A 22,052-nucleotide genomic window follows, 5' to 3' on the forward strand; every position below is an offset into this window, starting at 1 on the left:
CTCACAGCTCCTGGGCGAAGCGCCCCTCAAGGCGCCGGAAGACGGACTGCCCTGCGATGAGCACGAGGATCGAGATCGCGGTCCCTGCGGCCGCGAAGGCCCACAGGTTGGGCGGCATCTCGATGCCGTCGCCCGTCGTCGAGGGGTACCAGAACGCATAGTGGAAAAGCTCGACGGCTGCGGTCAGCGGGTTGAGCTGGTAGATCACGAAGAGCCAGTCAGGCACCACGTCGCGTACCGCCTGCCAGGGGTACAGCACGGGGCTCAGCCACGTCGCCACCATGACGATGAGATCGACGAAGTTCTCTGCATCACGGTAGAAGACGTTGACCGCTCCGAAGAGCAACCCTAGGCCCAGTGCAAGAATCGCGACGATCGCGAACCCCAGGAGCGCAGCGGCGAACTCGGCGCCATTCGGACTCCACCCGAAGACCACGGCTCCCACCACCAGCACGATGAGCTGCGGGAAGAAGTGGACCGCCGAGACCCACAGCGACGAGACCGGGAACAGCTCGCGCGGAAGGTAGATCTTCCGGACGAGCGCGGCGTTCCCTACCACCGAGCGCGTCGCGTTGGAGAATCCCTCGCCGAAGAAGTTCACCACGACGATGCCCGAGAACAGATAGACGGCGTAGTCCTCGATCCCCTTGCTCAACCCGAGGAAGAGACCCAGGGCGAGGTAGAAGACGACGAACTGGACGGCCGGCTTGACGTAGGACCAGAGCATCCCGAGGACGGAACCCCGGTACCGGACACGGAGCTCCTTCTTGACGACGAGGCGCAGCAGGAACCGGTGCCTGACGACGTCGACCAGGCCGTGCCCTCGGCCGGGTTCGACCAGTGCGCTCTCGCTGGCCGCTGCGGTCACCGCTCTGCTGGTGGGTTCGCCGCGAACGTACGCTCCCACTCCTGCATCGACGTGATCTGGGGAAGCGCGTCCCGGTAGGCCGCGCGGAGCTCCGTCCACCGTGCGAACAGCTGGGCGTGGAGCTTGAGGCCCTCCGCGAGCATGCCGCGCACGGCACGGGGATCCCGGCGGTGCCACGACGCGCCGGTGCCCTCAGCGTTGGACACGATGGCGCTGTCGTACTGGGACAGGCGCCACCAGCGTGCGTCCTGGTGCGAGACGAGGGTCTGCGGCCGCTCCTCGCGACCTGGGTCGACCGGGACGACGATCTGCCGCACCATCGTCTTGGCTGCCCAGGGAACGAGCGCGACGCGGCTCGGCATCTGGACCCCGCGTCCCTTGTTCCGAGGCCTGCTCGGTGCGGGCGCGGGGAACGCGTCCGCGTCTGGCGCGTAGCGGGCGTCGCTGAAGTCCTGCACCATGGCGCGGATCTCGGGCAGCTTCTTGCCGATGATGCCGTGCAGATGGTCCGGACCGGCGAGCACGTCCTCCATCGCCATCAGTCTTCCGCGCTCCGAGAAGTACTGCATCGAGATCAGGTGCTTGACGTCCATGTACGAAGACTCGCGAAGGACCCGCCCGCCTCTCTCGTACAGCGAGTACAGCAGCGTCGTGATGAGTCGGTTGCGCTCGTGGAAGTACGCCTGCCAGCCGACCAGGTCGTCCTTGTCCGCCCAGGACACGTGCCAGACCGCTGCCCCGGGGAGCGAGACCGTCGGAAAGCCGTGCGCCCGTGCACGCAGTCCGTACTCGGCGTCGTCCCACTTGATGAACACGGGAAGGGAAAGACCGATCTCGCGGATCACTTCGACCGGGATCAGGCACATCCACCAGCCGTTGTAGTCCACGTCGACGCGCCGGTGGAGCCACGGCGTACCCCGCAGGCCCGAGGCGCCGAAGTCGTGTCCGTTCTCCATGTCGGGGTGCGGGAGGCCCGGCTGGATGCGCCACGGCTCGACGACCTCCCCGAACGTGTGCAGGACGGAACGGTTGTACATGTCGAACATGTGCCCGCCGACAATGGTCGGCTTGCGCGTGAAGTCCGCGAAGTTCACGAGGCGCAGGAGGCTCTCGGGCTCGAGCACGATGTCGTCGTCGAGCAGCACGACGTAGTCGCTCTTGCCGGTGCGCAGCGTCTCGTACATCCCTCGCGAGAAGCCACCGGAGCCACCGATGTTCCCCTGCTCCACGAGCTTGAGCTGGGAACCCATCTCTGCCGCCAGCTCGTCGAAGCCGTCCTGGTCGCGCACGCGTTGGGTGCCCTGGTCGACCACGATCAGCTCGTCGAGCACCTCGCGGACCTCGGCGCTCTCCGCCACGGTCCGGATGGTCTCGAGGCAGTAGTCCGCCCGGTTGAAGGTCGTGATGCCGATGCTGGTCGTGCCCTGGCCGCGGGACTCCTCGCTCACGGACCAGTCCGCACGGACCAGAACGAGCGACTCCGACCCACCGATGAGGTCGAACCAGTACCAGCCGCCGTCGCCGAACTGCGCGAGTGACAGGTCGAGCGTCGTGGTGGCCTCTCCGGACACCTGGACGGACGTCACGCGCTGCTGGATACCGCGAGCGTTCGACCGGTAGACCGTCACGCTCCCGGGACCGGTCGTACGGACCGTCAGCCGGACGGACTCGACGACCGTCCAGCGTCGCCAGTAGCTTGCTGGGAACGCGTTGAAATAAGTGGCGAAGGAGATCCGGCGGCCCGGTCGGACGAGCATCGAGAAGCGTCCGTCGATGTCCTGCGTGTAGACGTGCTCGCCCGTGCCCGACATTTCATCGGTGCGCTGGTCGCGGCTCCACAACGACTCGAGGTCCGTCCGGATCTGGCGCGCCCGCATCTCGCCGGCCTCGACGTAGAGGGGAAGGCTGTCGGAATCGGCCTCGAGTGGCAGGATGACGCGCTGGACGACGCGCTGGGCGGCCGTCTCGGTCTCCTCGGTCAGCATGTTCGTATCGGTCTCCGTGGTCATGCGTCGACGCCCCCGCTCTCGATGTCCGTGCCACGCGCAAAGTGCGGCGCTAGCTTGTTGTCCACCATCGACAGGGCGGCACCGATGGCCATGTGCATGTCGAGGTACTTGTACGTGCCGAGACGGCCGCCGAACAGGACGTCCTTCTCCCCCGCCGCGAGGTCACGGTACGCGAGGAGCCGGCCGCGGTCGGCCGCGGTGTTCACCGGGTAGTACGGCTCGTCCGCCTTCTCCGCGAAGCGGGAGAACTCGCGCATGATGACCGTCTTGTCCGAGGGGTACTCCCGCTCGGGGTGGAAGTGCCGGAACTCGTGGATGCGTGTGTAGGGCACGTCGGCGTCCGCGTAGTTCATGACGGGGGTGCCCTGGAAGTCGCCGACCGGGAGCACCTCCTCCTCGAAGTCGAGCGTGCGCCAGGACAGGTCGCCGTCGGCGTAGTCGAAGTAGCGGTCTACCGGGCCCGTGTAGACGACGGGGACGTTGCCGACGACGTTGCCCTTGCTCACGGGCTGCGACTCGTCGAAGAAGTCGAGGTCGAGGCGCACCTCGATGTTCTTGTGGTCGGCCATTCGCTCGATCCACGCGGTGTAGCCGTCGACTGGCAGGCCCTCGTGCGTGTCGTTGAAGTAGCGGTTGTCGTACGTGTAGCGCACCGGCAGACGCGAGATGATCGAGGCCGGGAGGTCGCGCGGGTCCGTCTGCCACTGCTTCGCCGTGTACTCGCGGATGAACGCCTCGTACAGGGGGCGACCGATGAGGGACACACCCTGCTCGTCGAGGTTCTCCGGCTTCTTGTCGCCGAGCTCGGCCGAGAGCTCCTTGACCAGCGCGCGCGCGGCATCCGGGCCGTGCGCCGAGCGGAAAAACTGGTTGATCGTGCCGAGGTTGATCGGCATCGGGAAGACCTCGCCCCTGTGCGTGGTGTACACGCGGTGGACGTAGCTCGTGAACGCCGTGAAGCGGTTGACGTACTCCCACACCCGCTCGTTCGAGGTGTGGAAGAGGTGCGCGCCGTAGCGGTGCACCTCGATGCCGGTCGTCTTCTCGGCCTCGCTGTAGGCGTTGCCGCCGATGTGGGGTCGACGGTCGATCACGAGGACCTTCCGGCCGTACTCCTCGGCGATCCGCTCCGCGACCGTGAGGCCGAAGAATCCGGAACCCACGACGACAAGATCCGCGTCCACACACACTCCTCAGTAGGGATTACAGCCACCAAAGCGTAACGTGCGGCAGACCCAAGCCCTGCCGACGTTGTCAGGGCACGACTTCCCTCACCGAACCTTCACCGTCAGCCGCGCCCGTCAGCGCTGGTAGATGCGGCGCGCCACCTCGAGCAGCCGCGCCGAGTGCTCGGGCAGCCGGGCGGCCGCCTCGCCGGCAGGCCCGGGTGCGGGGATCGCGTCGCCCGGGGAGATCACGGGCCAGCGGCTACCCATCCGACCCACCGCCTCGTGCTTGGTTCGGTAGTACTCGTCGTGGATGTTCAGCGCGACTCCACTCGCACCGGCCGTGGCGGCGAGCAGGTGCGGGTGGTAACGCGAGGAGAGCCAGACCTGGCCAAGCCGCGCCGGGAACCCGTGGTCGAGCAGCTCCCACACGGAGTAGAAGCGTGCGCCCGGGACGACGTCGCGCACCGCCTCGTAGATCACTCGGTCGATCCGGGGGATGCACTCGACGAATCCGACCGAGCGCCCGTCCGCGGTCACGGACTTCAGAAAGCGCACGACCGTGTCCCGGACCAGCGGGAAATCATGGTCCATGAGGTCCGTCTGCACGCAGACCATGGCATCCGGCGCAGTCGTCGTCCTCGAGTCGAAGATGCCCGAGACTCCTCCGAGCAACGCGTCGTCCGCGACGAGCTCGGCGCCCGCCGCGCCGAGCAGCTCTGCGGACGCCTCGTCCCGCACCGTGAGAACCGAGAACGCGCGCGCCGCCTCCTGCCAGAGGGTGATGCCGTCGTCGTCGACCGGTAGAAGTCCCAGGCCCGTCCCCGAAGACCTCACCCCGTGCTCCTGGGCGAGCCAGGAGGCCGCAGCGACAAGGCCCAGCTGGCGCGGCCAGACGGTGTTGAGATATCCGCCGCCGAGAAGGTGCAGGATGTCGACGGTCCTGAGCAGTTCGATCCCGCGGACCCAGCGCGGTGCCTCGCCCGGGTCGCCGAGCGCCCTGCGGACGAAGTCCGCCACCCCCGACACCTTCTCGGTCGGCGCTTCCCAGCAGATCCGCCAGAGGGTATCGGTCGTACGCAACCGCGGATGGGCGTCCGCGAAGAGGACCGCCGCTGAGCCGGGGTTGGGGCAGTCGAGCCACACGTCGGCGTCTGGCTCGGTCCGGGCGAGCAGGCGCAGCCACCGGCGAACGATGAGCTCGTCGCCGTAGTTAGGGTGCCCAGCGGTCGAGACAAGGTAGATCGTGCGTCGCGGGCGGTCGCCACCGCCCGCGGCGGACCGCCGGAGGGCGACGGTGTTCCGGGCGTTGAAAAGCGTCATTGCTCTTCCCGTTCTCCTGTGTTCTTGATCTGGGTGTAGGCGCCGTACGCGCGCCTCCGGACGGACTCCGGAACCAGGCGGTAGCCCCCTCGCACCACCGAGTTCCGCAGCTCCTGAGCGGTGGTCGTCAGGCCGATGCTCCGCAGCCGACGTTGCAGCTCGAGCTCCGACCGCAGGAGCCGGGAACCGCCACGGCGCGCATAGGAACCGGCTCCTACGCGGTAGAGGACGAGCGGCTCGGCGACGTTCGCGGCCGCCGCCCCCCCGGCCAGCATCCGTGCGAAGAGCCAGTAGTCCTCCATGAGCGGCAGGTCCTCGTAGCCTCCGGCCGCAGCGACCGCCGACCGCCGGTAGACCACCGACGGATGGTTGAACGGCGACCGGAAACGCACCGCCCGTCCGATCTCGGCCGCGCTGAGAGGTGGCACCCGCACGAGCCCAGGAGCGCGGTGCTCGATCGACGCCTCGTCGACGAACTCCTCGATCGCCGAACCGACGATGTCCAGGCCGGACTCGACGAGCGCGACCTGCTGCTCGAACCGACCTGGTCTGCTGAGGTCGTCGGCGTCCTGGCGGGCCACGATCTCGTGCACGCACACCCGCAGCCCGGCATCGAGCGCGAGGGCCAGGCCCAGGTTCCGCTCGAGCTCCAGGACGTCGACACGGATCGACGTTCCGACCTGGAGCTCCTTCAGCACGGAGTCGATCTCCGGGCCCACCGGGCCGTCGCGCACCACCACGACCTGCGCCGGCGGCCGCGTCTGCTCTGCGGTCACGGACTCGAAGGAACGGCGCAGATGCTCGGCGTCGTCACCGCGGTAGACCGGGAGCAGAACCGAGAAAGGCCTGCTCAAGGCGCGCCCGTCCGAGCGCTCTCCTCGATCAGAGCGACGTCCTCACCCCAGGGCGTCGCCCCGGCGAGCACCTCGGCTGTCGGGCGGGGACGACGCACGATCCCGTCCCTCAGCCCACGCGCCGCCGAGCGCACCAATACGCCTCTCCTCGTCGACCGGGCAAAGGTTCGCGCCCAGCGCCTCGCGGAGGCGCCCGCGTAGAGCACGCGCTCCTCGGGTGCCAGCGCCGACGAGTGCAGGAGCAGCCAGAGCTTGTTGCGCACCTCGTAGTAGAAGCGCTCGCCAGGGTCCACGTCCGTCGCGCCGAACGACTTTGTGCGGTGCTCGACGACCGAGGCGGGCACAAAGAGGCCCGTGCCATGGCGCAGGAGCCGACAGGAGAACTCGAAGTCGTCGTTCCAGATGAAGTAGTCCGCGACAGGGAGCCCGTAGTACCGGACGGCGCCCGCGTCGACCAGCATCGAGACGAAGGAGGAGGACCGCACGAGCACCGACCCGGCTCGCGCCGCACGGGACGCTGCACGCACCGACGCCCCGGGCCTGCTTCGCGGCGTGTTCATGGGGTGCTCCCGCCCGTCGTGCCAGACAACACGGCTCCCCAGAAGGGCGACCGGGCCGGGGTAGGCGCCCCTGGCCTCGAGCAGCGCCTCGAGCGCGCCGGGCAGCGGGATGGTGTCGTCGTCCATGAGCCAGACCATTTCGGCGTGCATCGACTCGACCGCGTAGGCGATCCCCGCTGCGAAGCCGCCGGCCCCGCCCGTGTTCCGGGTCATCTCCAGGACGGTCGCGCCGATCGGGTGCTCGCCTGCCACGACGGACGAGTCGTCGTCCGAGCGGTTGTCGACGACGAGCACGGCGTCCACGCCGCGGGACTGCGCCGCGAGAGCGTCGAGCGACTCGAGAAGCAGGTCTCGCCGGTTGTACGCCACGACGACGGCGACCACTCGGAGGTCGGTCGACGCTTCACCCGTTCTCGACACGATGAGCAGGCTACCCGACCGACGGGGACCCGAACTCTCACCCGCGAACGACACGGGGACTGGCCTGCACAGGTCCTCCACCACCCACGCGCCGCACCAGCGCCCTGCCGTTGCACGTGCCGCCTATGCTCTTTCCCCGTGACGTCCCGTTCTCGTGCCCAGAACCGCACCGCGGCGGCTGCCAAGCCCTCGCGCGGGCCTGCGCACGCACGGAGCCTGCGCACGCACCGCGTCGCCCGCACGATCGGTCTCATCGCGACGGGAGCGCTCGCGCTCGGCGCCGTCGGCGGCGCCTCGGCGCTGTCGAGCATCCAGGGCAACATCGGGTCGTCGAAGGGCCTCGAGCTCCTCACCGATCGTCCCGAGCAGACGACCCCGGACCCGAGCGACCCGAACGCCGGCGTGCCGCTGAACATCCTCGTCCTGGGGTCCGACCAGCGCGGCGGGGAGAACGGCCACGAGGTCGCGGGCGTCGCGGGCATGCGCGCGGACACGACGATCCTCGTCCACATCTCCGCGGACCGCTCGCGCGTCGAGATGATCTCCGTCCCGCGCGACTCGCGCGTCGACGTCCCGGCCTGCAACACGACGGGCGGCGAGACCACGCAGCCGGCGAACACGCGCTTCAACGCCGCGTTCGCCAACGGCGCGACCGTCGGCGGTGACGTCGACTCCGCCGCGGCGTGCGCGATGCAGACCGTGGAGAGCCTCACGGACGTCTTCGTCGACGGGTTCGTCGTCGTGGACTTCGCCGGCTTCCAGAACATGGTCACCGCGATCGGCGGCGTGCCGATCTGCATCCCCGAGGCGATCGACTCGCCCAAGGCCGACCTCCAGCTCGCTGCGGGGCGGCAGACGCTCGACGGCGCGCAGGCGCTCGGCTTCGCGCGCGCCCGGTACGGCGTGGGCGACGGCTCGGACCTCAGCCGCATCGGACGCCAGCAGCAGCTCCTCGCCGCGACGGTGAACCAGGTCCTGTCGAAGAACGTCCTGTCCGACCTCGGTCAGATCTACGGATTCGTCGACGCGGGCACCAAGTCGTTGACGATCAGCGAGAACCTCGCGTCGATCCCGAGCCTCGCCGGGCTCGCCTTCAGCCTGAAGGGCGCGACGAGTGGCAACATCACCTTCATGACCGTCCCGAACGCGCCGGACCCGCAGGACCCCGACGCGAAGGTCGTGTGGACCTCGGAGGCCGACGAGCTGTGGGCGAAGGTCCGCGCCGACGAGCCGATCGTCACCCCGCCGGCTCCCGCGCCCGAGCCGCCCGCCGCAGAGCAGCCCGCCCCGGAGACCGGCGAGGCCCCGCCCGCCGATGCGGGCGAGGGTGCCGCGACCGGTACGGACCCCGCGGCGCCCGTCGAGCCGGCCCCGGTCGAGACGAAGGACGCCGGCAAGGAGGCGTTCTCCGCCGCCGACGAGACCGCGCAGTGCGGGTGACCCGGCCATGACGGACCCGTCGCGCGACCCACGGTCGCTCCCCCCGAGCTTCACGCCCCAGGGCGGCCGCTCCCCGCGCCCTTCGTCGGTCGACGACGCGATCGCCGTCGGCAACAGCGGAGCCCGCGGTGCCCGGCGCGCCCGCGACGTCCCCGACGACGCCGTCCGGGCCGAGCCGCGCATCAAGCGTCAGTCGTCGCGCGAGATCCCCGTGACCCCGCCGCGCAAGGGCACCCCTCCGCCCGCACCGCCGGCACGTGGCGCACGGACGTCGACCCCACCGGCACGTGAGGCGCGCGTGCGGTCCGACGCCGCGGCGTCGGCCGCGCCACCGTCCGTCCCCCCGGCACGGGCACCCCAGCGCTCGACGGCGGCCCCGGCACGGGTCTCGTCGTCCCCCCGTGCGAGCGCGCAGGCCGTGAGCCCCGCCCCCCGAGCCCGGTCCACCACCCCGGCCGCCCGTCCACGCCCGGCCCGGGCGCCCGGCTCCGGCGGCGGCCGACCGCCGTCGAGCACCGCGGCCCCCCGCGCCGCGGCGGGTGGCGGCTTCCGCGTCCGCAGGGGCAGGGTCATCGGCCTCGTCGCGGGAGTCCTCGTCGTGGCGCTGCTCGCGTGGCCGGTCGGCCTGCTGATCTGGGCCAACGGGAAGATCGAGCACATCGAGGCGCTCTCCGGGGCTCCGGGCACGCCCGGCAACACCTATCTGCTCGCCGGCTCCGACGCGCGGGGCGAGGGCATCAGCGAGGACGGCACCGAGGGTGCGCGCACGGACACGATCATGGTCCTGCACGCTCCGTCGAGCGGGCCCGCGGCGCTCATCAGCCTGCCTCGCGACACCTACGCGGAGATCCCGGGCAACGGCGCGAGCAAGCTCAACTCGGCCTACTCGTGGGGTGGGGCTCCGCTGCTCGTCCAGACCGTCGAGGGGCTCACCGGGCTCACGATGGACCACTACGTCGAGGTCGGCTTCGGCGGGGTGGAGGGCATCGTGGACGCGGTCGGCGGCGTCGAGCTGTGCCTCGACTACGACGTGAACGACCCGAAGAGCGAGCTCGTGTGGACGGCCGGCTGCCACGTCGCGGACGGGCACACCGCGCTCGCGTTCTCGCGGATGCGGTATGCCGACCCGAAGGGCGACATCGGGCGCGCCGAGCGTCAGCGCCAGGTCATCGGGGCCATCAGCGCGAAGGCCGCCAACCCGAGCATCGCCTTCCGCCCGTGGGACCAGGTCTCGCTCCTCGACTCCGGCCTGGGCGCGCTCACGGTGGACGACAGCACGGGCATCGTCGACCTGGGCAAGCTCGCGCTCGCGTTCCGCGCCGCGAACGGTCCCGAGGGCATCACCGGGACGCCCCCCATCTCCAACCCCGACTTCCGACCTGGCGGCAATGTGGGGTCGACGGTGCAACTGGATCCTGAGACCGTCGGCCAGTTCTGGGTCGACGTCCGCGACGGCAACCTGCCTCCCGGCCAGGTCGGCGGCCTCCCGCAGTAGTTCCGTCGACGAGAACGACCCGAGGGTCATCACATCGGCCTTCGGTGGGTCGATCTGGGACGTGCGGGTCGATCTCGCGGATTTTCGCGATCCCTAGACGCCGGAGCGCGACGCGCGCAGCCGCGCGCCCTTGGCGCGGGCCTGGTCGCCCAGGTCCGCCTGGAAGGCGACCATCCGCTCGCGCAGGCGGGTCGCGTCGTCGTCCGTGCCCGCCGCGAGGATGCGCGCGGCGAGCAGGCCCGCGTTGCGCGCCCCGCCGACGGAGACGGTCGCGACGGGCACGCCGGCGGGCATCTGCACGATCGACAGGAGCGAGTCCATGCCGTCGAGGTGGCGCAGCGGGACCGGGACGCCGATCACCGGCAGGGGCGTGACGGAGGCGAGCATGCCGGGCAGGTGCGCCGCTCCCCCCGCGCCGGCGATGATCACGCGCAGGCCGCGCTCGGCGGCGGTGCGCCCGTAGTCGATCATCTCGACGGGCATGCGGTGCGCGGAGACGACGTCGACCTCGACGGGCACGTCGAACTCGGCGAGCGCGTCGGCGGCGGCCTCCATGACGGGCCAGTCGGAGTCGGACCCCATGACGATGCCGACGACCGGGTTCTCGCTCATGCTCGCTCCTCGTTCGGGGTGCTCTCGGGGCGCTCGCCCCGCAGGATCGCGGCCGCGGCCAGCGCCCGACGGCGGACCTCGTCGAGGTCGTCGCCGCTGACGTTCACGTGGCCGAGCTTGCGCCCGGGGCGCACGCCCTTGCCGTACAGGTTGACCTTCGCGTCGGGGTACGCGGCGAGGACGTCGGGTAGCGCGTCGGTCAGCTCCCCGAGCGCGGAGCCGAGCACGTTGGCCATGACCGTCCAGCGCGCGGTGGCGGAGGTGTCGCCGAGCGGCAGGTCGAGCACGGCGCGCAGGTGCTGCTCGAACTGGCTCGTCACGGCGCCGTCGATGGTCCAGTGCCCGGAGTTGTGGGGGCGCATCGCGAGCTCGTTCACGTACACCCGCGGGCCGTCCTGCCCCACGACCTTGAACAGCTCCACCGCCAGCACGCCGGTGACACCGAGACCCTCGGCGATGCGCACACCGAGGTCCCGCACGCGCGCCGCCTCGGTGTCGCCGAGGCCCGGCGCGGGCGCGATCACCTCGGCGCACACGCCGTCGCGCTGGATCGACTCGACGACGGGCCAGGTCCGCACCTCGCCGCGCCCGTCGACCCCGCCCGAGGGCCGTCGGACGACGAGCACCGCGAGCTCGCGCGTGAAGGGCACCTTCTCCTCGACGAGCAGCTCGGGCCCGCCCGCCGCTGCCGCGTCGATCCACTCAGCGACCTGCTCGGGACCGCCCTCGGCGACCGAGACGACGCGCACGCCCTTGCCGTCGTAGCCGCCGCGCGCCGTCTTGACCACGGCCTCGCCCCCGACCTCGGCGAGGAAGTCGGCGAGCGCCGTGCGCGCGGCGTCGGGCTCGGTGGGCAGCGCGGCCCAGCGCGGGCACGGGGCCCCGAGCTCGGTGAGCCGGCGTCGCATGACGATCTTGTCCTGCGCGTGGACGAGCGCGTCGGGACCGGGGCGCACGGGCGTCCCGTGCTCGAGGAGGTCGGTGAGGAGCGCGTTGGGCACGTGCTCGTGCTCGAACGTGAGCACCGCGGCGGGCTCACCCTCGGCGGGCGCGATGAGCGCGCGGATCGCGGCCTCGTCCGACGCGACCCCGACAGGGGCGTCGACGACGACCTGGGCCGCGGACGAGTCGGGCGCCTCGACGAGCACGCGCAGGTGCACGCCGAGCTCACCGGCCGCCGGGGCCATCATCCGTGCGAGCTGTCCTCCGCCGACCACGGCGATCACTGGGGCTGCCACGTGCACCCACCCTAGTGCCTGCGCGGCGAACCGCCGCTCCGTCCTCGGGCCGGTCGCGCCGTCGCGGACGTCTCCGACAGGGCTCGTCCAGGTGCAGCCGGTAGCCTCGTCGGATGACGAGCGACCTCGACCGGCGGGCGGACGCGACAGCGACCACCGGTGCGCCCGCGCGAGCACGTCGCGACCGGGTCGTCGCGCGCGTGCGCGAGCTCGCCAAGTTCGGGTCGGTGGGTGCGCTCGCGTACGTCGTGGACCTGGGTCTCTTCAACCTCCTGAGCTTCGGCCCCGGCGAGCTGCTGGGCCACAAGCCGCTCACGGCGAAGATCGTCTCGGTCGCGGTCGCGACCCTCGTGGCCTGGGTCGGCAACCGCTACTGGACCTTCTCGGCTCGGCGCACGCAGACCCGGGGCCGTGAGCTCGCGACCTTCGTCGTCGTCAACGTCGGCGGGATGCTCATCGCGGTCGGGTGCCTCGCGATCTCCACGTACGCGCTCGGGCTCACGTCTCCCCTCGCGAAGAACGTCTCCGCCAACGTCGTGGGCCTCGTCCTCGGCACGGCGTTCCGCTACCTCGCCTACCGGCACCTCGTGTTCACGGGCGGCCCGGCGGCCGACGACGACGCCCGTCCGGCCGAGGGCCTCTCCACCCGCTGAGCGCGGGAGAGCCGAGGCTCAGCCCCTGCGCCGGCGACGGCGCCCGCGCGCCGAGACCGCGACGCCCGTGGGCAGGACCACACGCGGGTCGAGCCGTCGCGGGACGCCCGCGAGGAAGAGCGCGAAGACCGCGGGGCGCCGCTGCGCGAGCTCGAGCCGGCCGCCGTCGGACGCGGCGAGATCACGGGCGAGCGCCAGCCCCAGCCCGGTACCCGCCCCGGACGTCACCTCGCGCTCGAAGATGCGGGGGGCGAGGTCGTCCGGCACGCCCGCGCCCTCGTCGGACACCTCCGTGACGATCGCCCCGCTCGTGCCCGACGGCCGCGCGCGGACCGTCGTCGTCCCGCCGCCGTGCTTGAGCGAGTTCTCGATGAGCGTCGCGAGCACCTGGGCGAGAGCCCCGGGGGTGGCGAGGACCTGGTACTCGGCGGGCACGTCGACGACCAGCTGCCGACCCGCCTTCGCGAACGTCGGGACCCACTCCTCCTCCTGCTGGTGCACGACCTCGAGGAGGTTCACCGCCTCCGTCGTCCCGCCGTGCGCGCGCCGCGAGGACGCGAGGAGGTCGTCGACGACCCCGACGAGACGCTCGACCTGCTCGAGCGAGATCCTCGCCTCCTCCTGCACCGCCGGGTCGTCCGAGGCCATGGAGATCTCCTCCAGGCGCATGCTCAGCGCGGTCAGCGGCGTGCGGAGCTGGTGCGACGCGTCCGACGCGAACTGGCGCTCGGCCGCGAGCCGCCCCGCGAGACGGTCGGAGCTGCGCGCGAGCTCGGCCGCGACGAGATCGATCTCCTCGACCCCGGACGGCTCGAGGCGCGGGCGCACCTGGCCCGACCCGAGCTGTTCGGCCGACGCGGCGAGGTACACGAGCGGCGCCGAGATGCGGTTCGCCTGCCACACCGCCATGGCGATCCCGGCGCCGAACGCCACCACCGAGGCGGCCACGACGAGCACCACGACCTGCGAGGCACGCAGGTAGGCGTCCCAGTACGACACCTCGAGCACGACGACCGCGCCGGACTCCGAGTGGGTGGCGCTCCGGATCTCCCGCCCGGAGATCTCGTCGCCCGCCGAGAGGGTGCTCCCGTCAGGCAGCTGCACGTACACGTGCGCGGCCGGGTCGCTCGCCCGGGGCTGCACGGCGTCCTCGATGACGTAGTCGGGGATCTCGTCCCCCGCCTCGATCCGCGCGTCGATGCTGCGCGACAGGCGGTCGACGCGCGACTGCACGTCGTCGACCTCACCCCGGAGCACGAACTGGGCGCCGTAGAAGGCGAGCGGGAAGCCGAGCAGGATGACGGCGACGGCCACCGCCGCCACCGTGGCCTGCAGCATCCGACGCCGCACGCTGCTCCTCGCTCCCCGTGCCCTGGACCCGACGGTGCCGGTCAGCCCTCGCCGGTCTCGAACCGGAAGCCCAGCCCTCGGACCGTGGAGATGTAGCGCGGCGCGTTGGCGTCGTCGCCGAGCTTGCGGCGCAGCCACGACACGTGCATGTCGAGGGTCTTCGTCGACCCCACCGGCTCCGAGCCCCACACGTCGCGCATGAGCGCGTCGCGCACGACCACGGACCCGGCGCTCGCGACGAGCACGCGCAGCAGCTCGAACTCCTTGGTGGTCAGGTGCAGCTCGCGCTCGCCCTGGAACGCGCGGTGCGCCGAGACGTCGATGCGGACGTCCTGCGCGGCCAACTCCTCCTCGTCGCCCTGCTCGCCGTGCGAGCGGCGCAGCAGCGCCCGCACACGCGCGAGCAGCTCGGCGAGGCGGAAGGGCTTGGTGACGTAGTCGTCGGCGCCCGCGTCGAGACCCACGACGAGGTCGACCTCGTCGGCCCGGGCGGTGAGCACGAGGACCGGTGTGGTGAGACCCTTGTGACGGATCTCGCGCGCCACGTCGAGCCCGTCCATGTCCGGTAGGCCCAGATCGAGCACCACGATGTCGGCCCCGCTCGCGGAGTCGATCGCTCCTTGACCAGTTCCTTGGACGACGACGTTGTAACCCTCACGTGTCAGTGCGCGGGCCAAAGGTTCGGCAATCGCCGGGTCGTCCTCCGCTAGCAGTACGTGGGTCATTCGCTCATGCTAGGGCATCACTACGACTTCGGTCCTATCGTGTCGCGCCGACTCTGCGACCGTGGTCGGACGCCCCGCGGGCGCCCTCTGCCTAGGCTGGAGCGCATGGGATGGTACGAGCGGCTCGGGCAGTGGTCCGACCAGCACCGGTTCGGTGTGGACCTCACCGTGACGCTCGTGCTCGCCGTCGTGTTCGTGCCCGCGTCGGCGGCCTTCTCCTCCGCCGGGGCGGGCGGCGTCGCGACCAGCTCGGGGTGGGCGGCGTTCTGGGCGGCGCTGGTCCTCGCGCCGCTGCCGTGGCGACGCGCGCGACCCGTCGCGTCCGCCGTCGCGGTGTACGCCGTCGCTCTTGCGCACCTGCTCGCCGGCTATCTCGTCATCTTCCCCGCCGACTTCGCCGTGCTGCTCGCCCTGTACTCCGTGACCGTCTACGGGCCCCGGTGGGCGCACCGCACCGCCATCGCGTCCTCGCTCGTCGGGGCCGTCGTGCTGGGCATCGCGCTCGGGCTGCTCTCGGGGCGGCTCGCGGACCTCGCCGTCAGCGTCTTCTTCACGTCCGCGTTCGGCGGCATGACGTTCCTCGCCGCCTGGGCGTTCGGGCTCGTCCGGCGGTCCCGGCGCGAGACGATCTCCGCGCTCGTCGACCGGGCGGAGCGCCTCGAGATCGAGCGCGACCAGCAGGCGCAGATCGCGACCGCCGCCGAGCGGGCTCGCATCGCGCGCGAGATGCACGACATCGTCGCGCACTCCCTGTCGGTCATCATCGCGCAGGCCGACGGCGGCCGGTACGCGGCGACCGCCGACCCGGACGCCGCGACGCGCGCGCTGTCGACGGTCTCCGAGACCGGCCGCGCGGCGCTCGCGGACATGCGCCGGCTGCTCGGCGTGCTGCGCTCCGAGCCCCCGCGTCAGGTGCCGCCCACCGGCGTCGACGGACCGGCTCGACCCGCTGCCACCCAGCCGCCCGGTACCGGCACGACGTCCCTCGACCCCCGGCGCACGCACCAGCCGACGACCGTGCCGAGCGGCGCCCCGGAGGTGCTCGAGCGCGCCCCGCAGCCCGACACGGCCGACCTCGAGTCGCTCGTCGCACAGGTGCGCGACAGCGGCATGCGCGTGTCCTTCGTGCGTGTCGGGCAGCCACGAGCACTGCCTCCCGGCGTCGGGCTGACGGTGTACCGCGTGTGCCAGGAGGCGCTGACGAACGTGCTCAAGCACGCCGGCCCCGGCCCGGCGGTGACCGTCTCGGTGCGGTGGGGCGCCACGACGCTGGACCTCGAGGTCGAGGACGACGGGCGCGGCGCGGCCGCGGCACCCGACTCCCGGCCCGACTCCCGTCCGTCGGGCTACGGCGTCCTCGGCATGCGGGAGCGCGCCGCGCTGTTCGGGGGCACGGTCCAGGTCGGGCCGCGCGCGGGCGGCGGGTTCCGCGTGCACCTGCGTCTCCCCGTGCCGCCCGTGCGGACCGCGCCCGCCGTCGTCGCACCGACCGCGCCCCTGCCGGCGCGCCCGCCCGGGCCGGGCACGTGGCCGGGCGGCCCGTACCCGCCCAGGCCGACCGCGCCGTCGGGCAGGATGGGGCCGGGCCGGGCACCCGGGACCACGCCGCCGCCACCACCGGCCTGACCGCGCACCACCCGCACCACGACCGCTCGACCGACGGGACACCATGACCGACGCCCTGCCCCTGCCCGCACCCGACGCCCCGGTGCGCGTCGCGCTCGTCGACGACCAGCAGCTCGTCCGCGCCGGCTTCCGCATGGTGATCGACTCCCAGCCCGACCTCACGGTCACGGTCGAGGCGGGCGACGGGCTCCAGGCCCTGCGTCTCCTCGCCGACCACCCGGTGGACGTCGTGCTCATGGACGTGCGGATGCCACACCTGGACGGCCTGCAGACGACGGCGCGCCTCACGGCCGCGGCGACGGACGGCGGGCACGTACCGAAGGTCATCGTCCTGACGACGTTCGACCTCGACGAGTACGTGCTCGAGGCGATCCGCTCGGGCGCGAGCGGCTTCCTCCTCAAGGACGCGCCGCCCGAGGAGATGCTCGCGGCGATCCGCACCGTGCACCGGGGTGACGCCGTCATCGCGCCGTCGTCGACGCGGCGCCTGCTCGAGCACCTCGTCACGGCGCTGCCGCCGGAACAGGTCGCGGACTCCCCCGCCCACGCCGCGGTCGCGGCCCTGACCGAGCGCGAGCGCGAGGTGCTCGTGCTCATGGCGCGCGGCCGGTCCAACACGGAGATCGGCAGCGACCTGTTCGTCGCGGAGGCGACGGTCAAGACCCACGTCGGGCGCATCCTCGCCAAGCTGGGCGCGCGCGACCGCGTCCAGGCCGTCGTCACGGCGTACGAGACGGGCCTGGTCCGCCCGGGTTCCTAGGGCCACCGAAAGTTGTCAGCGCGCGACGGCTCCCAGCATCCGCTCAGTGCTGACAGCTCTGCGCGGCCGAGAGTTGTCAGCACTCCACGGGGCTCCACGTCAGTCCAGCGCTGACAGCTCCCGACGTTGCCCGACGGCGGACGCGGGAGTCAGGCCGCGAGCGCCAGTTCCGCGAGGTGACGCCGGACGATCGCGAGCACACGCTCCGGGTCCTGCCGCGCCGCCATCGCGGGGAGCCGGAGCCGGACCGTCCGTGAGTCGGCGCCGAGCTCGGCGTCGCGCAGCAAGTCGTCGTACCACCGCCTGCTCTCCAGGTGTCCCACGCCGTCGATCTCGACGACGAGCCGCCGCCCGTTCGGCAGGCGCCACTCGACGTCGAGGAAGCGCCACCGCCCTCGCGCGTCGCGCCGTCGTGCCTGACGTACGGGTTCCGGCAGGCCGGCCGCCCGGCACAGGCGGACGAAGTCGATCTCGGCGAGCGAGTCGGCTCCGCCGACGATGTCGACGAGGGCGTGCTGCAGCGTCCTTCGATGCCGCACGGCGCCCACCTCGTCGAGCTTCTCGAGCAGACGCTCCGGGGTCGTCAGGCGTTGCTGCACGACCGCCGAGACGAGACCCGCCGCCGTCCGCCACGACGGCTGCCACGCCGCGGCGTCGACCGCCGCTCGCTCGACACAGTGGACCGGCAGCCCGACGAGCGCGCCGACGTCGTCCGTCGCCGCCCGCCGCGACTCGTGCACGACCAGCCACGGGTGCCGGGCGGCGCGCTCCCCCCTCGCGATGACGAGGTGCACAGGGTCCCTGGACCAGCCCTCCAGCCCGTGCAGCTCGAGCGCGGTCCACGCCCCGATCGCCGCGTGCGGTGGCGCGCCGAGCACAGCGACCCAGCACCGGGCGGACCGGGTGAGCGGACCGCGGTGGAGCACGAGCACGTCCCGGCTCACCCGAGCCCAGCGGCGTGCTCGCACCTGGTTGTCGACGGCGTCGCTCGTCACACCGAGAAGCGTGAGCTGGCGGCGCGCGACGACACCGTGCTGCCTCGTGGCCTGGGTCCGCAGCCCGACCACCGCGTCCAGGAAGTCTGCCCGTCCGGTCATGCGCCGAGGGTGCCGGGAGCCGACCGCGGGGTCGATCGGCGGGTCCCGTGCTGTGGACGTGACCACCCGGGGTCGGTCCTGTGGACGGCGAGAACCCGTGCGTCGCCGTCGTCCCGGAGCAGTTGTCAGCACTCCACGGACCTGAGGACTCGTCGGATGCTGACAACTCTGGACCCGTGAGAGCTGTCAGCGGCCCAGGGGCCTCGGGGTCCGTGGGGTGCTGACACGTCAGCCCGGGGCGCGGGGCGGCTACGACCACGGGATGACCCGCTCGGCGCACAGGACCCGACCGTCGCCGGACGCGGCGGGGCCGTGTCGCTCCGTAGCGTCGTCCATGATCCCTCGGCACGCCCCGGCCCACCGAAGCGCGCCGCACGACTCCCGATGACGAACCGATGACGAACCGGAGATGACGTGGACACGACCGTGTACCGACCCACCGACCCAGCGCCCGACGGCGGCACCCCCGCCGGACCGCCCGCGGTGCGGGCCCGCTCGCTGCGCAAGACCTACGGCAAGGGCGAGGCCGCGGTGCACGCCCTGGACGGCGTGGACGTCGACTTCGAGCGCGGGCACTTCACCGCGATCATGGGGCCGTCGGGCTCGGGGAAGTCGACGCTCATGCACCTGCTCGCCGGTCTGGACACCGCGACGAGCGGGCACGCCTTCATCGGCGAGACCGAGGTCACGGGGCTGGACGACAACGCCCTCACGCAGCTCCGCCGCGACCGCGTGGGCTTCGTGTTCCAGTCCTTCAACCTGCTGCCCATGTTCACCGCGGAGCAGAACATCACGCTGCCCGTCGAGCTCGCGGGCGGCACCGTCGACCGTGCATGGTTCGACACGCTCGTGAACACCCTCGGGCTCGAGGCGCGCCTGACCCACCGGCCGAGCGAGCTGTCGGGCGGCCAGCAGCAGCGCGTCGCGATCGCGCGCGCCCTCATCGCCGGGCCGGAGGTCGTCTTCGCGGACGAGCCCACGGGCAACCTCGACTCGCGCTCGGGCGCCGAGGTGCTGAGCTTCCTGCGCCGCTCCGTCCGGGAGCTGGGCCGCACGATCATCATGGTCACGCACGACCCGACGGCCGCCGCGTACGCGGACCGCGTCGTGCTCATCGCCGACGGTCGCATCGCGGGCGACATCGCCGACCCGACGCCCGAGTCGGTGCTCGCCGGCCTCGACGCGCTGCGCACGCTCGAGACGCCGGGCGCGGACGACACCGCGTCGGCCGCGGGTGCGGCGTCCGGGCAGGTGCGCGCCTGATGCTCCGTCTCACCCTGGCGCAGATGCGCCGCAGCATCGGCCGCCTCGTCGCGGCCGGCGTCGCGATCGTCATCGGGACGGCGTTCGTCACGGCGACGCTCATCGCGGGCAACGTCATCACCCAGACCACCAACGACTCGATCGCCGCGCAGTTCGCGGACGCGGACCTCGTCGTGTCCGCCCCGGACGAGCTCACGGCCACCGACGTCGACGCCCTGCGCGAGGTCCCGGGCGTCGACGCGGTCGACGCGGTCCAGTTCACCTACCTCGACCTCTCGCACGGCGCGAAGCGCGTGTTCCAGATGGGCATCCCCGCGCCGTCCGACCCACGTTTCGAGGCGCTCGAGGTCGTCGAGGGCGCGATGCCGTCGGCACCCGGGCAGGTCTCCCTCCCGACGGCCGTGGCCGAGCGGCTCGGCGTCGGGACCGGCGACACGGTGACGAGCTCGCGCAACGTGTGGGACGACTCCGCACCCGACGGCGGCGCGTACGAGGAGGTCCGCGACGAGCTGACGGTCGTCGGCACGACCGACGACCCGTACGGCGCCTACGCCCAGATGGGCGGGGCCGTCGTCGTGACGGCCGAGGACGTCGCCGCCTGGGAGGCCGCGCAGGCGACGCCGGACGACCCCGGCAGCACGTACTCGGCGGCGATGGTCGGGCTCGCGCCGGGCACCGACCTCGAGACGGCACGCACGGAGCTCGTCGCCGTGTCGCCGGACGAGGCGCAGGCGGTGACCCCGGACGAGCACGCCCAGGCACAGGCCCAGAGGATGACCGGCGGCCAGGACGTCTTCACGTACGTCATCCTGGGCTTCGCCGCGGTCGCGCTCCTCGTCGCCGCGCTCGTCATCGCGAACACGTTCCAGGTCCTGGTCGCCCAGCGCACGCGCACGCTCGCCCTGCTGCGCGCCGTGGGAGCGAGCAAGAGCCAGCTCTCGCGGTCGGTACTCTCCGAGGCGACCATCCTCGGCGTCACGGCGTCCGTCGGCGGCGTCCTCCTCGGCGGTCTCCTCACGCAGCTCGCGCTCCTCGTCGCCCGGGGCGCCGACCTCGGCGTGCCGGTCCCGGCGACCATCACCGTGACGCCCGCGGTCGTCGCGGTGCCGCTGCTCGTCGGCACGCTCGTCACCGTCGTCGCGTCGCTCGCCCCGGCGCGCGCCGCGACCCGGGTCGCGCCGCTCGAGGCCCTGCGCCCCGCGGACGCGCCGAGCGTCGCGCGCGGCGGCGGTCGCGTCCGCCTCGTGCTCGCGACCCTGCTCACCGTGGGCGGCGTGGCGCTGCTCGCCGGCGGCATCCTCCTGGGCGCGAACGGGAGCCCGGAGGTCGGGCTCCTCGCCGGGGTCGCGGGCGGTGGCCTGTCCTTCGTGGGCGTCCTGGTCGGCGCGGTCTTCTGGCTGCCGGCGGTGGTCGCGCTGGTCGGGCGCCTGCTCGCAGGCTCGGGCTCGACGGCGCGGCTCGCGACCGCGAACACCCTGCGCAACCCGCGCCGCACCACCGCGACGAGCACCGCGCTGCTCATCGGCGTCACGCTCGTCGCGATGATGTCGACCGGTGCCGCGAGCGCCCGCACGAGCCTCGACTCCGCGCTCGACGACCAGTACCCGGTCGACGTCCTCGTCGCGACGGACACCTTCGGGTCGACGGGCGACGCAGTGCCCGGGGACGTCGTGCGCGCCGTGTCGGGGACGGAGGGCGTGGCACGTGTCGTGGAGCTCTCCGCCGTGCCCGTGACGCTGCCCGACGGCGCCGAGATCACGGCGCACGGCGTCGACCCCGACCAGGCGCGCGACGTCGTGCGCTCGCCGGAGATCCTGGAGCCGTTCACGACGGGCACGGTCATGGTGCCCGAGCTCGACGCCGAGAGCTGGGGCGTCGCCGAGGGAGAGACCCTCGAGCTCACGGGGCCGGACGGCGCGACGATCGAGGTCACCGCGCACGTCGGTGCCATCGGCGACGGCTGGCTCCTCGCCGTGGACGACACCCGGACGCTCGCGCCCGGGGCCGCCGTGTCCCGGCTGTGGGTCGGGCTCGACGACACGGGCGACGCCACGCAGGTCGTCCCGGCCATCCAGGACGCGATCGTCGAGTCGGACACGCCCGTCGAGGTGGCCGGCATCGCGGTCGAGCGCGCGGCGATGCAGAGCGTCATCGACACGATCCTCGGCGTGATCGTGGGCCTCCTGGCGGTCGCGGTGGTCATCGCGCTGATCGGCGTGGCGAACACGCTGTCGCTGTCGGTGATCGAGCGGCGCCGCGAGTCGGCGACGCTGCGCGCGATCGGCCTCAGCCGGTCGCAGCTGCGGTGGATGCTCGCGATCGAGGGCATGCTCATCGCGGGCGTGGGCGCGGTCCTCGGCATCGTGCTCGGCGTGCTGTACGGGTGGGCCGGCGCTGCGACGGCGCTGAGCATCATGGGCGACGTCTCGCTCGCGGTGCCCTGGCGGGACGTGGCGCTCGTGCTGGTCGTCGCGCTCGTCGCGGGGCTCGTAGCGTCGGTCGTCCCGGGCCGGACGGCGGCGCGCACGTCCCCGGTCGAGGCGCTGGCCGTCGACTGAGACGAACGACGCCAGGCGGGAGACCGCCGGACGCG

The 22,052-nt window shown here is 72.4% G+C and carries 18 protein-coding genes; 7 read left to right on the plus strand and 11 right to left on the minus strand.

Annotated features, from left to right (window positions below):
• Position 1 precedes the first annotated feature (1 nt).
• The 6 genes from AC4H2H_RS09205 to AC4H2H_RS09230 all read right to left on the minus strand — a co-directional run bounded on the left by AC4H2H_RS09205 (position 2) and on the right by AC4H2H_RS09230 (position 7,200).
• Positions 2–868 (minus strand): ABC transporter permease, encoded by an 867-nt coding sequence (locus tag AC4H2H_RS09205; RefSeq protein ID WP_494370507.1) that lies wholly within the window; start codon positions 866–868, stop codon positions 2–4.
• A complete protein-coding gene (locus AC4H2H_RS09210; protein ID WP_494370508.1) occupies positions 865–2,877 on the minus strand; it encodes a glycosyltransferase in 2,013 nt (670 codons plus the stop codon). Before AC4H2H_RS09210 ends, AC4H2H_RS09205 begins: the two co-directional genes overlap by 4 nt.
• Positions 2,874–4,061 (minus strand): UDP-galactopyranose mutase, encoded by a 1,188-nt coding sequence (gene glf, locus AC4H2H_RS09215; RefSeq protein ID WP_494370509.1) that lies wholly within the window; start codon positions 4,059–4,061, stop codon positions 2,874–2,876. The genes AC4H2H_RS09210 and glf overlap by 4 nt, the downstream gene beginning before the upstream one ends.
• Before the next feature lie 117 nt (positions 4,062–4,178).
• Positions 4,179–5,366 (minus strand): polysaccharide pyruvyl transferase family protein, encoded by a 1,188-nt coding sequence (locus AC4H2H_RS09220; RefSeq protein ID WP_494370510.1) that lies wholly within the window; start codon positions 5,364–5,366, stop codon positions 4,179–4,181.
• Positions 5,363–6,220, minus strand: coding sequence for a glycosyltransferase (locus tag AC4H2H_RS09225; protein WP_494370511.1), 858 nt, complete (start codon positions 6,218–6,220; stop codon positions 5,363–5,365). The genes AC4H2H_RS09220 and AC4H2H_RS09225 overlap by 4 nt, the downstream gene beginning before the upstream one ends.
• A complete protein-coding gene (locus tag AC4H2H_RS09230) occupies positions 6,217–7,200 on the minus strand; it encodes a glycosyltransferase (protein WP_494370512.1) in 984 nt (327 codons plus the stop codon). Before AC4H2H_RS09230 ends, AC4H2H_RS09225 begins: the two co-directional genes overlap by 4 nt.
• A gap of 138 nt (positions 7,201–7,338) precedes the next feature.
• On the opposite strand from AC4H2H_RS09230, the gene AC4H2H_RS09235 reads away from it, so the two are divergent.
• Both AC4H2H_RS09235 and AC4H2H_RS09240 read left to right on the plus strand, forming a co-directional pair.
• Positions 7,339–8,640, plus strand: coding sequence for an LCP family protein (locus AC4H2H_RS09235; protein WP_494370513.1), 1,302 nt, complete (start codon positions 7,339–7,341; stop codon positions 8,638–8,640).
• Positions 8,641–8,647: 7 nt separating this feature from the next.
• Entirely contained in the window at positions 8,648–10,135 is a 1,488-nt protein-coding gene (locus tag AC4H2H_RS09240) for an LCP family protein (protein ID WP_494370514.1), read from the plus strand.
• A gap of 93 nt (positions 10,136–10,228) precedes the next feature.
• Here the strand turns inward: AC4H2H_RS09240 and purE are convergent, their stop codons facing one another.
• Together purE and AC4H2H_RS09250 are read right to left on the minus strand one after the other, a co-directional pair.
• Complete coding sequence (gene purE / locus AC4H2H_RS09245) at positions 10,229–10,747, minus strand: 5-(carboxyamino)imidazole ribonucleotide mutase (RefSeq protein ID WP_494370515.1); 519 nt, start codon at positions 10,745–10,747, stop codon at positions 10,229–10,231.
• Positions 10,744–11,985 carry a 5-(carboxyamino)imidazole ribonucleotide synthase gene (locus AC4H2H_RS09250; protein ID WP_494370516.1) on the minus strand — a complete coding sequence of 414 codons (1,242 nt, stop codon included), beginning with the start codon at positions 11,983–11,985 and terminating at the stop codon, positions 10,744–10,746. The genes purE and AC4H2H_RS09250 overlap by 4 nt, the downstream gene beginning before the upstream one ends.
• A 113-nt stretch (positions 11,986–12,098) precedes the next feature.
• Between AC4H2H_RS09250 and AC4H2H_RS09255 the strand changes: the two genes are divergently transcribed.
• On the plus strand, positions 12,099–12,638 hold the full coding sequence (locus tag AC4H2H_RS09255; protein WP_494370517.1) for a GtrA family protein: 540 nt from the start codon (positions 12,099–12,101) through the stop codon (positions 12,636–12,638).
• Positions 12,639–12,656: 18 nt separating this feature from the next.
• Here AC4H2H_RS09255 and AC4H2H_RS09260 read toward each other — a convergent pair whose 3' ends face one another.
• The gene (locus AC4H2H_RS09260) at positions 12,657–13,988 is read right to left on the minus strand and encodes a sensor histidine kinase (protein WP_494370518.1); all 1,332 of its coding nucleotides are present in this window, start codon (positions 13,986–13,988) and stop codon (positions 12,657–12,659) included.
• 41 nt (positions 13,989–14,029) lie between these two features.
• Entirely contained in the window at positions 14,030–14,713 is a 684-nt protein-coding gene (locus AC4H2H_RS09265) for a response regulator transcription factor (RefSeq protein ID WP_494370519.1), read from the minus strand.
• A 105-nt stretch (positions 14,714–14,818) separates the two neighbouring features.
• Here AC4H2H_RS09265 and AC4H2H_RS09270 point away from each other — a divergent pair, with 105 nt between their 5' ends.
• Positions 14,819–16,339, plus strand: a complete 1,521-nt coding sequence (locus tag AC4H2H_RS09270) for a sensor histidine kinase (RefSeq protein WP_494370520.1) — start codon at positions 14,819–14,821, stop codon at positions 16,337–16,339.
• A gap of 43 nt (positions 16,340–16,382) precedes the next feature.
• Positions 16,383–17,099, plus strand: coding sequence for a response regulator (locus tag AC4H2H_RS09275; protein WP_494370521.1), 717 nt, complete (start codon positions 16,383–16,385; stop codon positions 17,097–17,099).
• Between the two features lie 149 nt (positions 17,100–17,248).
• Here AC4H2H_RS09275 and AC4H2H_RS09280 read toward each other — a convergent pair whose 3' ends face one another.
• Complete coding sequence (locus AC4H2H_RS09280) at positions 17,249–18,196, minus strand: hypothetical protein (RefSeq protein WP_494370522.1); 948 nt, start codon at positions 18,194–18,196, stop codon at positions 17,249–17,251.
• Between the two features lie 414 nt (positions 18,197–18,610).
• Between AC4H2H_RS09280 and AC4H2H_RS09285 the strand changes: the two genes are divergently transcribed.
• Both AC4H2H_RS09285 and AC4H2H_RS09290 read left to right on the plus strand, forming a co-directional pair.
• The gene (locus AC4H2H_RS09285; RefSeq protein ID WP_494370523.1) at positions 18,611–19,459 is read left to right on the plus strand and encodes an ABC transporter ATP-binding protein; all 849 of its coding nucleotides are present in this window, start codon (positions 18,611–18,613) and stop codon (positions 19,457–19,459) included.
• A complete protein-coding gene (locus tag AC4H2H_RS09290; RefSeq protein ID WP_494370524.1) occupies positions 19,459–22,017 on the plus strand; it encodes an ABC transporter permease in 2,559 nt (852 codons plus the stop codon). The genes AC4H2H_RS09285 and AC4H2H_RS09290 overlap by 1 nt, the downstream gene beginning before the upstream one ends.
• Positions 22,018–22,052 lie beyond the last annotated feature (35 nt).

Source organism: Cellulosimicrobium sp. BMG9.22, assembly GCF_059159975.1.